This is a genomic window from Phycisphaerae bacterium (genome assembly GCA_019636475.1).
Classification (GTDB): domain Bacteria; phylum Planctomycetota; class Phycisphaerae; order UBA1845; family UTPLA1; genus JADJRI01.
Genome location: JAHBXN010000018.1, coordinates 1 through 14,624, shown reverse-complemented (window position 1 = coordinate 14,624; position 14,624 = coordinate 1). Strand labels below are relative to the sequence as shown.

10 protein-coding genes are annotated in these 14,624 nt (G+C 60.4%); 8 read left to right on the top strand and 2 right to left on the bottom strand.

The genetic code is table 11. The features are described from left to right. Window positions 1-70: 70 nt before the first annotated feature. Window positions 71-1,990 (bottom strand): hypothetical protein, encoded by a 1,920-nt coding sequence (locus tag KF841_17195; GenBank protein MBX3397092.1) that lies wholly within the window; start codon window positions 1,988-1,990, stop codon window positions 71-73. A 263-nt stretch (window positions 1,991-2,253) separates the two neighbouring features. Between KF841_17195 and ugpC the strand changes: the two genes are divergently transcribed. The 8 genes from ugpC (at window position 2,254) to KF841_17155 (ending at window position 14,180) form a co-directional block, all read left to right on the top strand. After that, window positions 2,254-3,414, top strand: coding sequence for a sn-glycerol-3-phosphate ABC transporter ATP-binding protein UgpC (gene ugpC / locus KF841_17190; protein ID MBX3397091.1), 1,161 nt, complete (start codon window positions 2,254-2,256; stop codon window positions 3,412-3,414). A 264-nt stretch (window positions 3,415-3,678) separates the two neighbouring features. After that, window positions 3,679-5,046: a transcription termination/antitermination protein NusA gene (gene nusA / locus KF841_17185; protein MBX3397090.1), complete on the top strand. Its 1,368-nt coding sequence runs from the start codon at window positions 3,679-3,681 to the stop codon at window positions 5,044-5,046. A gap of 124 nt (window positions 5,047-5,170) precedes the next feature. Further along, on the top strand, window positions 5,171-7,909 hold the full coding sequence (infB, locus tag KF841_17180; GenBank protein ID MBX3397089.1) for a translation initiation factor IF-2: 2,739 nt from the start codon (window positions 5,171-5,173) through the stop codon (window positions 7,907-7,909). Between the two features lie 72 nt (window positions 7,910-7,981). Next, entirely contained in the window at window positions 7,982-8,251 is a 270-nt protein-coding gene (locus tag KF841_17175) for a DUF503 domain-containing protein (protein MBX3397088.1), read from the top strand. Window positions 8,252-8,285: 34 nt separating this feature from the next. Beyond that, complete coding sequence (gene rbfA / locus KF841_17170; GenBank protein MBX3397087.1) at window positions 8,286-8,696, top strand: 30S ribosome-binding factor RbfA; 411 nt, start codon at window positions 8,286-8,288, stop codon at window positions 8,694-8,696. 82 nt (window positions 8,697-8,778) lie between these two features. Next, window positions 8,779-9,660: a hypothetical protein gene (locus tag KF841_17165; GenBank protein ID MBX3397086.1), complete on the top strand. Its 882-nt coding sequence runs from the start codon at window positions 8,779-8,781 to the stop codon at window positions 9,658-9,660. Window positions 9,661-9,767: 107 nt separating this feature from the next. Continuing rightward, window positions 9,768-13,415 (top strand): tetratricopeptide repeat protein, encoded by a 3,648-nt coding sequence (locus KF841_17160; protein ID MBX3397085.1) that lies wholly within the window; start codon window positions 9,768-9,770, stop codon window positions 13,413-13,415. Between the two features lie 15 nt (window positions 13,416-13,430). Then, entirely contained in the window at window positions 13,431-14,180 is a 750-nt protein-coding gene (locus KF841_17155; protein ID MBX3397084.1) for a YebC/PmpR family DNA-binding transcriptional regulator, read from the top strand. 248 nt (window positions 14,181-14,428) lie between these two features. On the opposite strand, the gene KF841_17150 is transcribed toward KF841_17155, so the two are convergent. Next, the coding region (locus KF841_17150; GenBank protein ID MBX3397083.1) for a hypothetical protein at window positions 14,429-14,624 on the bottom strand (196 nt) is incomplete at its 5' end.

The window sequence follows — 14,624 nt, the reverse complement described above, 5'->3', positions numbered from 1 at the left end:
CGGCGCCAAACGGCGGCAACGATCGCCTTGTCTATCGTGGCTGCGAGGTCGATTCATCGCACTGCGCGAATCAAGGGCAAGGCAGGCCTTCCAGAATCAGCAGCACAAACGGCTCGATATCGTTGAGATCGACGAAACCGTTGTTGTCGATGTCGGCACAGCCACAGTTCGGATTCTCGCCGACGAAGCAATCGACGAAGCCGTAGATGTCCATTCCATTGCGTGTGTTGTCCGCGAGGCAGTCGGCCTTGCAGACGCTCGGGACCATCGCGCCGGCCGTGATTTGGTCGGGCGAACCGGTGCGGAACAAGCCAAGTGTGACGGTGCCGGGCGATGGTGGCGCGTCGGTCTCGAACCAGAAATTGTACATCGTACCCCAACGAAGCGCGTTGGTGTTCGGATTCTGCGCGAAAGTCTGCGGGCTCGACCATGTCACGAACCCGGCATCGATCGTGGTGTTCCAGTCGGTATTGTCGAGCGGCTCACCGCTGTGATAGTCCACATCGTGGAATCCGACGTTGCGAATCGCGGTCGTGTCGGGGACCGGCACCGAGAGCGAACCGCCGCTCCGATGCGAGTTCAGATTATAGACCGCATAGTCATAGCGCCAGCCCGCCGCGCCGAGGTCGGTCGCCTTGTGGCCGACGAAGAACCGGCCCTCGCCGGGCACGTCCGCGATCACGACCGAGACATCCGGATCGGGAACGCCGCTGCCCATGCCGTCAAACTTCCATGCGTAGATGGCCGGAATGCCGATATTCATGTCGCCGAAAGGTGAGAGGTCGAAAGACAAGCCGGAGACATTGACGAGCTTGTATGACGCATTGTTGAGCGCGTTTCCGGCCGAGGCATCGGCTGCGGCGACATAGACGCCTTCGACGAGGTATCGCGCATTCGGGAAGTTGGCGCTGTTGAGGTCGGACTCATGAATTTGCAGGCGTTTGCTGATGGCATTGATGCCATTGCCGGACGGCCCCGGATACGCGCCGGAGAACGAATTCACAGCGGACCGCGGCCCCAGGATGCTCCAACTGCCGTTGAAGCCCGAACCATAAACGTCAAGACACCCGGATCCGAGGACGCTCCCGCCGGCGCCGTTGCAGGGGTAGCCGCAACCGGGGCCCGCCGCGGCGCCGGTCCCGTTTTTTACCCAGGACATGCCGATCTGTTCAATTCTGCCGTCGTAAATCCGATACGCATTCATTGCCAGCAGCGGCGAGGTGGCGCCCCACGGCAGATTGGTCGTGCCGATATTGCATGTGTTGCTGCTGAGTGAGTAGGCGCGAATTCCGCCGACTGCTCCCCAGTTGGTGATGCTGGCGGCGTCGGAATAGACAACATCAGGGCCGACGCTTTGGGCGCACGGGTTCGGCGTGCAAGGCCGGTTCACACCGTGGAACTCGCCACCCAGCTGCGCACAAACGGCGATCAATTCCATCGTGCAGGAATCATCGCCATGACAGCATGCGCCGGGCGTGGTGGATTGGTCGACGCATGTCAGATTCAGCGTGCCTGTTCCGGAATCCCCGGCGTTGAAGCCGCCGACTCTGATGAAATAACAGTTTCCGGTGATCACTGGAACCGTCACGACCGATGTGAAATTCGAACATCCGCTGGCGTCGTCGTTGCAGTCGAGGAAATCGGTTATTAGCGAGCCGCAGTTGCAGCCATTGTATACAACCAGATCCGAATCATACTGGGCGGTCCCGCAGGTGCTAACGGTCAACTCGCCGGTGCATGAGGCGGTGTAAGTGAACCATATGTCGTTGTAGGTCTGGCCGTCAAATTGGCAGGAGCCGGAATGGCTGGGACCGTCCGTCGTGGCGCCGATGGTGGAAAACGGGGTTGCGCCATCTGTGATGGGAATGGCATTCGCACAGGCATTATTTGCGGGTTGGGCGACAAGCGAAGCTGGATGCGCAATAAATGCGGCTCCGGCCAGCAGGCAAAACGCAACCCCTGTCCGCTCGCGAGCGGTTCTGCTCAACATGTCAAGCCACTCCTATCAAGAATTGGGATGCAACGGGGCTGAACACCGCTCGCCGGGGCCAACCAAGTGGGTAAGAGATTAGCCGCTGTCGGACGGGTGTTCAAGGAAAATCGCGGAAGATGCGGAGAAATCCAGCAAGGCGGAGGGGGACAGAGCGCACTGGTCCGGCAGAGGCACCGGTCGGCGGGGCGATTGACAGGTTCGCTCTTCGACTTATAATTAATGATCTTGATGGTTCGATCTGCGCCGAAGCTCGTAACTCTATGGGGCGTGTTACCTTAAAGGATGTCTCCAAGGTCTACCCCGGCGGCTTCCAGGCGGTGGAACGAGTCAGCATTGAGATCGCGGATCGCGAATTTGTGGTGCTGGTCGGCCCGTCGGGCTGCGGCAAGAGCACGACCCTGCGCATGGTTGCTGGTCTGGAGGATATTTCCGACGGCACGATTGCCATCGGTGAGCGAGTGGTCAACGATATCGCTCCCAAGGATCGCGACATCGCGATGGTCTTTCAGAATTATGCCTTGTACCCGCACATGTCGGTGTACAAGAACATGGCCTTCGGCTTGAGCCTTCGTCGGCGCGAGTTGGGACTTTCGAAGGCGGATATTGATCGGAAGGTGCGTGAATCGGCCGCAGTGCTGGGCATCACCGATCTGTTGGATCGCAAGCCTCGAGCGCTGTCGGGCGGACAAAGGCAGCGTGTGGCGGTCGGTCGGGCGATTGTTCGCAATCCGCAGGTGTTCCTGTTCGACGAGCCTCTGTCGAACCTCGATGCGAAGTTGCGCGTCGAAATGCGTTCGGAGATCAAGCGGTTGCAGCGCCGATTGGCCACAACCACGATCTACGTCACGCACGATCAGGAAGAGGCGATGACGCTGGGCGATCGTGTCGTCGTGATGAGAAATGGCGTGATTCAGCAGTGTGCGCCGCCGCTGGAAATTTACGATCGACCGGTGAATCGATTTGTTGCCGGGTTTATCGGCATGCCGCCGATGAATTTCCTCGATGGCCGAGTGGTCCGAACCGAGGCCGGATTCGGATTCGATGTCGGTGGCGCGATTCTGCCGCTCGATGGCGAGTTGGCTTCGGCATGGCGTCTGAACGTGGATCGGGAAATGACGCTCGGTGTTCGGCCTGACGCGATTTCGATGTCCCAGGCCGGTGGCGCGACCGGACAAACAGGACGCCTATCAGCTAGAATCATGGTGGTCGAGACCTTGGGCGACCGTAAGGATGTTTACATGACGACTTCGACCGGCGCATCGTTGGTAGCGCGGTTGGAGTCCCGTGTGCCTGCGGACGAGGGCGCTTCGATTGAGGCGGTGATCGATATGTCGCGAGCACATGTTTTTGAACGTGGTGAAATGGGGGCGAGAGTGACTGCGACGCACCAGTCCACCGTTGGGACGGCTGCCGGTGAGTGACCGGCGCGTCCAACTTGGCGTTTGCGCGGCCGGTTCGTGGCGGCGCGTCTTCCGCGGGGCTCGACGCATGCGTTGATGCTCCAGCCGGAATCGCGACGCAGGCGGGCGTCGGTGCCCGCGGTAGAAGTACGCCGAAAAAGTGGGCCCGAGCATTCGCCCACTTTTTTGTTTGCCATCGGGTGAATGGCCCGGGCGAGGGACAAGTAAATGTCTGAAGCGGGTACAAGTGAATACAGGACAAGTGAATAGGGAAGTGAGACGCTCATGAACGCTGACTTGCTGCGGCTGGTGGATTCGCTGGCACGCGATAAAAACATCGACAAAGATCTGCTGATCGGCGACCTCGAGGCGGCCATTGAGACCGCCATTAAGAAGAAGTACGTCGGCGTGGAATATGTTCGCGTCGAAATCGACAAGTTGAACGGCGCGATCAAGGCGACGGCCGACGATCGCGAAATTTCAATGTCGGAGTTGGGCCGCATCTCCGCCCAAACCGCGAAACAGGTGATCATTCAGCGCACACGCGAAGCCGAGCGCGTCAGCATCTTCGACGAATACGTCGAGCGCAAGGGACAGATCATCACCGGCACGGTCGCACGCTTTGAAGGTGGCGCGATGGTCGTGGGCCTGGGTCGAGCCGAGGGATTCCTCCCCAAGAGCGAGCAGATTCCCGGCGAGGCGCACCAGCCTGGTGAGCGCGTCCGCGCGTTGATCCTGGACGTTCGCGAAGTGCCGCATCACGTGAAGATCATCCTGAGCCGCAGTCATCCTGACTTCATCCGGCGTCTGTTCGAACTGGAAGTGCCCGAGGTCGCCGAGCGAATCATCGAAATCAAGGCGCTGGCCCGAGAGGCCGGGTATCGCACGAAGGTGGCCGTCACGTCGATCGATACCAAAGTTGATGCGGTCGGAGCGTGCGTCGGCGTGCGTGGAAGCCGGATCAAGAACATCGTCGAGGAACTTGGCGGTGAGAAGATCGACATCGTTCGATGGAATGAGTCCTCGCAGATCCTGATCGCCAATGCGCTCAAGCCCGCCGAGATTCAGGATACGGCGCTGTGCTTCGAACTGGGCCGGGCGACAGTCGTCGTGCCCGATGAGCAGTTGTCACTGGCCATCGGAAAGCGTGGCCAGAACGTGCGGCTCGCGGCCCGCCTCACCGGCTGGGACATCGATATTCTGACTCCGAAGGAATACAATCGCGGTCTTGATCGTCTCGCGGCAACGCTCCGGAAAGTCGGCGGCGTGGAAGACATGGTGGCCGAGCGAATTTCCCTCATGGGTCTCATCAGCGTGATGGACGTCGAGGAAGTCGGTCCCGAACCGCTCGTTCGCGAGTTGAGCATCACGGAAGAGCTGGCAGCCGCAATCGTCGCGACCTGCACCGAAGAAGCAAAGATCGCCCGCGTCGAACTGGAAGCCGAGAAGGCCGAGGCGGCGAAAGCGAAGGAGGCCGCGGCGGCGGCGGCGGCGGCCGGCGAGACGCTGCCGACGTTCGATGCGGCGTCTGCCGAACCGTCCGGAGAGTCTGCGATGGATTCGTCCGGCGAATCGGCGGCAATGCCGATGAGCGGTTCGCCCGAGGCCGATACGGTCGAATCGTCGTCGGCTCCGGTCGAGGGTGCATCGTAATCGCTTGTTGACCGGGCTCGGACCCGACCAGCCGGAATGACAACAGGCTCGGCCATGCGGCTGGGCTATCGGTGGGCACGACTCACCAAACTGACGAAAACAGGCTCGGACTTGGAGGCACGTTTTGGCGGACACAAAAAGGAGAATCCATCACCTCGCGAAGGAGTTGGAGGTCAGCAGCAAGACCATCATCGAAAAGTGCGAGGCTGAGGGCATCCACATCAAGAACCACATGCATGTCGTCTCGGCGGGTCTCGAGCAGACCATCCGGGAGTGGTTCAGTGAAGGTGCGCACAAAACGACCGTCGAAGAGTCGGAGCGGGTCGACCTCGAGAAGGTGCGCGTGAAGCGCCGCTCATCCAAGAAGTCCGCTTCGAATGAACCTGATTCGAGCGAAGGCGGCGAAGGAGACTCCGGCGACACGGCGACCGCCGTCATCGATGAGCCGTCGACGCAGGCGGCAGAGGAAATCACTGAAACCGTGGAAACCGTTGCCGGGCGAACCGCGCCCGCTCCGGTCGCAGCGGAGGAACCGGCCGCCGCGCCTGAGCCTGAACCGGTTCCGCCGGCTGTCGAGTCTGCGCCGCGGGAGGAATCACCGGCCGTCGCAGCGGAGGCTCCGGCCGCCGTTGAGGCGACGGACGCGGCGCCGGCAGAGCCTGCCAAGCCGGCTGTCGCTGGTCCACAGAATGTGCCCTTGCCGGCGAAACTGAGCGGCCCGCGCGTGGTCCGCATGGACAAGCCCGAATATGTCGATCGTCCACGGCCCAGTGTGCGTCCGGCCGCTCGCGGTCCGATCGCTCCGGGACCGGGTCGTGCTTTGCCTGCAAGTGATGCGGATGAAGGCGACGCGCGTCGCAGTCGAACAGCGAAGGCCAAGACCGGTTCGGCGGCTGATGCGGCGGCGCGCCGCGCGCATCCTCGCCGTGGTTTGCGTGATGAGCGCGAACTGGCTTCGGAGCAGTTGAAGGAATGGAAAGAACGCGAGCTGCTTGAGATGCGCGATCGCCTGGCGGCCGCATCAGGTCGCGGCATCGGTGGTCTCCGCGCGATCGAGAAGAAATCGCCCGGCCAGCGGATGCAGCCATCGCGAGCCAAGAAGCAGCGGATTGAGCTGACCGAACCCATCATTGTCAAGGATTTCTGTCGTGAGAGCGGCATCGGCCTAAATGTGGTCAACAAGCAGCTTGGAATTCTTACCACCATCAACAGCATCATCGACACGGACCAGGCGCAGCTACTTGCCGCCGAATTCGGCATTGAATTGGTCGTCATGAAGCCGAAGACGCGACTCGAAGCCCTCGCGGAGGAGTTTGCGGCGATTAAGCGAAAGAATCTTCAGAAGCGTTCTCCGATCGTCACGGTGCTCGGTCATGTTGACCACGGCAAGACGAGTCTGCTCGACCGCATTCGCAAGGCGAACGTCGCAGCCGGCGAGGCGGGTGGCATCACCCAGCATGTCGGCGCTTACCGGGTACAGGTCAATGACAACTGGGTGACATTCCTGGATACCCCCGGTCATGCGGCCTTCACCGCAATGCGGGCACGCGGTGCGAATATCACGGACGTCGTGGTGCTGGTGGTTGCGGCGGATGACGGCATCATGCCGACGACCGTCGAAGCCATCAATCACGCACGTGCGGCCGGAGCAACCATTGTCGTCGCGCTCAACAAGATCGATCTTCCGCACGACATCAACAAGCTTTACGGCCAGTTGGCGGAGCAGGGACTCAATCCGAGCGAGTGGGGCGGCGAGACAGACGTCGTCAAGACGTCGACCGTCACGGGTGAGGGCATTGATGATCTGCTCAACCACCTGGCCACGCTCTCCGACGTCCTCGATCTCAAGGCCGACCCGTCCATTCCGGCCACCGGCACGGTGATCGAGGCGGAACGCGACGAACGCACCGGCATCATGGTCCGCGTCGTTGTTTCCGAAGGCACGCTGCGAACCGGTCAGATCATCGTCTGCGGCAGTGCTCACGGCCGCGTTCGAGCGATGAAGGACGACAAGGGCCGCAATATCGACAAGGCCGGTCCCTCAACGCCGGTCGAACTGATGGGGCTTTCGGATCTTCCGGAGGCCGGCGACAAGTTCTATGTCAAGACCAACGCGAAGGAGGCGAAGGAGATCGCCGAAGAGATGGCGGCGCTGCGGCGCGAGGGTGAACTGATCCGCCTCGTCAAGCCGACGACGCTGGAATCCATGTTTGCGCAGGCGGCCGAAGGCGAGATTCCGGAATTGAATCTGATCGTCCGGGCTGATTCGGCGGGGTCCGTGGATGCGCTGCGTCAGGAACTCTCTTCCTTCCCCAGCGACGAAGTGAAGCTGACGATTCTCCACGCCGGCGTTGGCACGGTGACGGATTCGGATATCTCTCTAGCCCAGGCCAGCGGAGCGATCATCATCGCGTTTCACGTGGTACCCGACCCGGCCACCCAGCGAAAGGCCGACACGGTTGGTGTCGAGATTCGTCCGTACCGCATCATCTACGAGGCCAAGGATGACATCAAGAAGGCACTGGAAGGCCTTCTCGAACCGGAAGAAAAGGTCGAATCGCGAGGTCGTGCCGAGGTGCGGGAGGTCTTCAATATCACCAAGGTCGGAAAGGCGGCGGGCTGCTTTGTTCGCGAAGGCAGTCTGCATCGACATCATCGGGTACGGGTCGTTCGCGACGGCGTCGTGGTCAAGGATAACGGCACGCTCGATTCGCTTCGGCGATTCAAGGACGATGCGAAGGAAGTCAAGGCCGGCTTCGAGTGCGGCTTGAAGATCGCCGGCTTCGATGATGTGAAGCCGGGTGACATCATCGAGTCATTTGAGATCGTGAAGGTGGCGCGAACGCTTAAGACGAGTTCCTGATTTCGTGGTGTCGGTAATGCGCCGGGCGCGGGCGTTGGAGATCGTCGGCGACGAGTTTTCATGGTGGTGGGCGTGCTGCAGCTGTCTCTTCTGATCCCGGACGCCATGTCTCTCAAGGACAAGCGCCGCGCAATCAAGAGTCTGAAAGACCGTCTCGGCACGCGACACAACATCTCCATCGCCGAGGTTGGCGAACTGGATGCCCATCGTGAATGCACGCTCGCGATCGCGCAGGTGTCGAACAGTCGGCGTTTCACCGAAAGCTGCCTCTCGAAAATCGTGGACGAGGTTCGCATGAGTCGCTGGGTTAGTCTCGTTGACTATGAATTGGAGTGGGTCTGACGCCCCGCGCCGTCGATTGAGAGTGGGTATTTTGATGTCCTATCGCAAGGAGCGGGTGTCACACTTCGTACGCGATGTCGTGAGCGACGCGATTACGAACCGCATTTCCGATCCGCGCGTCAGTCGCTTCACGAGCGTGACGCGCGTCGAAGTCACGCCCGACATGAAAATCGCTGATGTGTACGTCAGCGTCATGGGTGAGGAGCAGGTCGGACTCACGACGATGAAAGGGCTGGCAAGCGCCCGCGGGATGATTCAAACGCGACTGGCAAAGCAGATTAACATGCGCCAGTGTCCCACCATCCGCTTTCATCTCGATCCAGGCATCAAGAAAGCCCTTGATACTTTTCGACAAATGTCAAACTTCACCAATGATTCGGTTGAACGCCCCGTCGATCGCGATGAGCCCCCGGCCGAAGCGAATAGCGCCCGGGAGCCTGATTGATTCAGGTCCGCAATGGAAGAATGTACGTTGGTTGGTGACGGACGGCTCCGCGTGATACACCACGGTTGATTGAGGATCGTCAATGAGAAATGCCCAGGAATTCGTTCGTAAGCTCAAGCAGTTGAACGCAAAGCTCAAGAAGGACGGCGGCAAGGCGACCATTGAGGCCGTGGACGACTCCACTCGCGCCCTGTTGATGGGCATTCTCTGCAACTATGCTGCAGAGCAGCGAGCCGCCGGAGCCGTCCGAAAGATCATCGAGTCCGTGGTCGACATGAACGAGCTTCGCGTGACGGCTGTCTCGGATCTGGTCGGCATCATCGGCCACGACTATCCCCAGGCTCGACAGGCCGCGACCGAGATCACACAGGTTTTCAATTCAGTCTTCAATAGTTTGCATCATCTGGATGTCAGCTACCTGAAGACCCAGTCGAAAAAGGCCGTCAACGCATTCCTTGAGGGCATCGACGGATTGACACCGCATGCCGCGGCTTTCTTCCGAAATCGCTACCTGAATTACAACGAGATCCCGCTCGACGAGAACATGTTCTCCTACCTGCATCGCACCAAGTGCATTCCGGATGGCATATCGGTTGCCGAAGCGCAGCGTTTTGTTTCCGATACGCTCAAAGACCGGGAGGGCGTGAATTTCTACATGATGTTCAAGCGATACGGATCAACCCACGCCTTGCGAAAGGCGCCCAGGAAGCCGGAGCCGTCGGCCACTGCGGCTTCGGCGCGATCGAAGAAGCCTGTCGCCGCCATCGCCGGCCAGCACGAGGACGACTCCTCCGCCGCTCCGAAGCGAGGAAAAGGGCGAGCCGCGGCTTCGTCCACTGCCGCTTCGAGCCGCGCGGCAAAACCATCGAAATCTCGGGCACGCAAATCGTCGGCTTCCGGCAAGTCGCGGCCGACCGCATCGGCCGGCAAGTCGTCCACTCGCGACCGGACGAGCCGCAAATAGCCGCCGGCGGGCCGCTGGAATTCGCGCACGGCTGTGCGTGTGAACGGGCTCGACGCCGTGCTGAAGCTGCATTGCCCGGGGTTTTCGTTACGGAGGACGGATTCGCCGTGACCGCTCGTTTCAATCTCACTGCGACAAAGCTAACGCTAAGCGTGCTCGTGCCGATTTTGTTCGGCGTCGCCTGCACACGGGAACCAACCCATGCTGTGACCGGCGCATCAGATTCCGCTGGCTCTGCCGCGGAATCAAATCGTGCATGGATGACCTCCGCCGATGTCTGCGCCGCGCTGCTGCAGAGTGAACCGGCCATCGACTCGGCCGATGTCGTGGCGGAGTCGTCCGGTGAGACTGCGGTCGATGCGCGGGCGGTTCGGCAGTTCGAGAGAGCTCGCAAGCGATTTGATGACCAGCATTGGCTCGATGCGATGACCGCGCTGGACAGAGCGTTGGAAATCGACTCGGCCAACATCGACGCCCGATTGCTTTACGCACGCGCGGCGCTGCGGGTTGGAAATCAGGTGGTCGCGGAAACGAAGATCCGCGAGGCCATCAGCTTGCTCGGATCGCGCCGCGGTGCGCAGTCGGTCTCCGCATACTGGCTGCTGGGCGAGCTGCGCGCGCAGCAGCGCAATGCCGCGAGCGCAATCTCCGCATACTGCAAGGCGGCGCTCGATGCCGGCCCGGATTCAATTCAGCCCGAAGCGATCCTGACCCACCTGTCCATGGGACTGCTGCTTAATCACGAAGGATATCTTGCCGCATCGGCTGAGTGCCTGGAGTCCTATTTGCGAATCGTCCAGACACGGACGGGGGAAATGTCGGCCTTCTTCGAGTTGCGCGATGCGATGGATTTGTATCGCGGCAAGGCGGCTGCGATGCTGGGTGACACATATACAGCACTATCCATGTATGATCGCGCCGTATCCGCGTTCGATCGGGCCGTGGCGGAGCAACCCGGCGAACCCGATTATCAACGTCGCCGTATCGTCGCGATGGCGAAGGCCGGTCGCGGTGACGATTCGCTCCTCGCTGCTCGCCGATGGAACAACCCCAAGGCCGCCGGCAGCACGCTCGAGCTGGTGCGAGAAGTGTGCGACATCATTGGCCGGCCGGATCAATACGATGCCGAACTGATCGAACTGTCCCGCTCGGCCGCCGATTACGGCACGATGCTCTCGATTGCACGGCTCTTAATCGAGCGTGAACGATATGGCGAGGCCGAGAGTGTACTGACACGCGCGGCGGCGCAGCGCGAAGTGGGCATCGATGCGCCGCTTCTGCTGCTCGAATTGCTTGCCCGGCGGGGCGATTTTGACGGTGCGGTCCGCCTCATTCTGGACCGCCTGGTTCAGTCGCCCACGTCGTTCAACCGGGCAATTGAATGGACCCAACGAGACTGGGCCGATGACTTTCTCGCGGCCGCGCGGCGCGCGGCCGGGAAACCGGCAAGTCCGGGCGAGGCCAGGTTGCTCCTGGGACGGCTGCTCGCTGACCGGCGAGAGTTTTCCGCAGCCGTGATCGAACTTCGCGCGGCGGTCGAGCTGGGGCGAACCGGCGTGACCACCCTCGAGCCACTGATTGTCAGTCTCTGTGGACTCAAGCAATGGGAGGCCGCGATCGAAGTCGGCACGTCCGTCGGCGCGGCCGAGCCGTCCTCAACCATACTGATGGCGCTGGGTGACGCATATGCGGCACTCGATCTGGCGGAAGATGCGGAGCAGGCCTATCTATCCGCATTCGAAGCCGATCGGGCGTCAGGCGAGGCTCTCTTTCGCCTGGCTGAGCTTGCGCAACGTCGCGGCCAGACGCGCCGCGCCGAGCAGTTGCTGCGCCGAATCGTGGATGAAGTCGATCCGAAGCACATGATGGCGAGAGAGCGTCTCGTCGTGCAGTTTCTTAATCGCGGCGACTTCGACAACTGTCGCGGCTATTTCTCGGATTTTGAGACACTTGGACTAACCGGGCCGCCCGCGCTTCGCTGCGCGGCGATGATCGGTCTCGTGAACAGTAAAGCGGCGACCCCGCAGACCCGCCTCGATGAATACCTGGCGAGTCTTCGGCAGATACTCGTGGAATACCCCGACGATGCCGACACCTATGTCGAAATCGCCCGAAGTTATGGCGCCGTGAACGACGATGCGTCGGCACTTGCCGCCGTGGAAAAGGCGCTGGAGATCGCGCCGGAACATCTCTCCGCACGCGAGCTGAAGGCCAACTATCTCGCGAGGTTGTTGCGTTTTCACGAGGCGGCCGAGGTCATCCGAACCTTGTTACGAGATCGACCTCGCGATCTGAGCTACCTCCAGGACCTGCTTCGATTTGCTCAAAGCGAGGGAGACTGGGACACAACGGCCGCGCTGCTTCGCGATTTTCTGGCGAGGAAGGAACTCAAGGACGAGCGTCACGCGTTCACGTCGCTCTTGATTTCCGTGCTCAATCAGGCCAATCGATTCGACGAAGCGGTTGACGTAGCGAAAGCATGGCTCGATGAGGCGCCCGATGACATTGTTCGCCGGAGCACCCTCCTGTCCTCGCTCGGACGCGCTGGCCGCCATGACGAGGCGATTGACCTGGCACGATCCTATCTTCAAACGCAGCCGGACAATCGCATGACTCAAATGCTCCTGCTTGCGCGGCTGCAGGAAGCGAAACGTCCGACGGAGGCACTTCAATACGCGTTGTCGTGGCTGGAAAAGGCGCCCGATGACATCGATCTCAACATGGCGCTGATTCGTCTCTGTTGGACGGCCAGGCAATGGGATGAAGCCGCGGAATTGGCTCGCATCAATGCGGAACGATCTGAAAGTCGAACCACATTCGAGTTGCTGCTGGCGGATACCTACCAGTTCGCGCGTCGATACGACGACGTGATCCACCTTTACAAGGATCGCATCTCGCAGTTGACTCGTCGAAGGCGCGAGGTGGAGGACGAATTGGCTCAGGTCGTGGCGGATCCGAACAAACAGCGAGCGCTGCTTGTTCGTCTGCGAGAGACCATCTCCGAAACGCGACAGGCGAATCAGCGCCTGATCATCTCCCTGTTGACTGCGGAGCGATACGACCAGGCCGAGCGAATCGTAAACAGTCTGCTGCTGCCCGAGTTGGCTGCTCGCGATGCCGGACGGGATTACGACCTGAACATCGTCATTGAAATGCGTTATCATCTGTCCGAAATCTGCCAGGACACGGGTCGAATGAATCAAGCCATTCAGCAGCTTGAGGCAATTTACGAACTGGACCCCGAAGATCCCGGCATCAACAACAATCTGGGCTACATTCTCATCGAAGCCGACGGCGATCTCGATCGCGCGGAACGCATGATTCGACTCTCGCTCGCGCAAAATCCCAAGTCGCATGCTGCTCTCGATAGCCTCGGCTGGCTACTGTATAAACGCGGAATATTCGACGAGGCGGTTTACTATCTGCGACAATCCATCCGTTTGTCTGACGGAGAGGAGCCTGTTCTGCACGATCATCTTGGCGATGCCCTCTACCACAAGGGCGATCGGGCCGCCGCGGCCGCTGAATGGAAGATAGCGCTGGAGATGTGTGCCCCCGATCATGATCCGCCGCCCGATCGCGATCGTCGATTGCTCCACGGGCGAATCGTCGCCAAACTGAGGCAACTGGAAATTGGCGAGGCCGTTGAGGTCGCGCCCATTCGCGAGGCTGTTCAGCCCGCTGCGGCAACGGATGCCGCCTCAGCCGGCGCGAAGGATGACGCGCCAGCCAACACCAAAACACATCGACGTTAATTGAAGGGGAACCCCATGGCAGGCCATAGCAAGTGGGCCAACATCAAGCATAAGAAAGGCGCAAACGACAAGCGTCGCGGAAAGCTCTGGAGCAAGCTTTCAAGAAATATCATCGTTGCGGCAAAAACCGGCGGAGGCGATCCAGCCTCCAATCTTGCTTTGCGCTATGCCATTGACAAAGCCAAAGAAGCGAACATGCCCAATGACACGATCGACAAGGCAGTCAAGAAGGGCACCGGTGAATTGGGGGCGGAGCAATATCAGTCGGCCACTTATGAGGGCTACGGCCCCGGTGGCGTGGCAATCATTGTTGATGCGCTGACCGACAACCCCGCGAGAACCGCACCGGAAATGAAGAAGACCTTTGAGCGCGGCGGCGGAAATCTGGGTCAGCCAAACTGCGTCAGTTGGAATTTCCTGACCAAGGGCGTCTTCACTGTGAATGCGGCAGACACATCGGAGGACTGCTTGATGGAAGTGGTGCTCGACGCCGGCGGCGAAGACGTGGTCCTCGATGAAGATGTCTTCGAAGTGACATGTGACGTGACAGCCTATGATGCCGTAGGTAAGGCACTGAAGGCTGCAAAAATCGAGACCCGGTCCGCCGAAATCACAAAGATACCTGGAACACGCGTCACGGTGGACGCCGATACCGCCGATCGGGTTCTCAAGATGATCGAAGCCTTCGAGGACAATGACGACGTGCAGCAGGTATACCACAATCTGGAATTGACGGACGAGTTAATGGCCAGAATCGGCGGATAATCGAGGGCGGGTGCCCGGCACCATATATTCATCTCTCAACACCATGACCGGTCTTCGCGGTAACGCGTTTGGTGAGGTGCCACTTCTCCGGCAATTGGAAAATCAGAGGCGACGGCGGGGCCGAGTTGGCCGGGTGCCATGCTGACGGCCTTTGCGTTGGCATGTCGTGCCGTGTGGATGGCATATTGGGGTAAACGGCGCTAGCGACGGCGCTGAATGAATGGGGTGGCGGGCAGCGCCGAAGCGCGTCATCGAGCGTGCGATGGGCGGCGGAAGAGCAGCCATGCGGGCAGGAGCATCGTGAGCGCGCTTGGCTCGGGCAGAAACGTCAGGTTCAGGTAGCCGTTGGCATTGAAGTGACCGATCGGGACGAAGCTGGGGGTTGTGACGTCGAGATTGTAATGAATCCGGTACTGGTGGTTCGCGGGAAGTTCAAACTGCTGG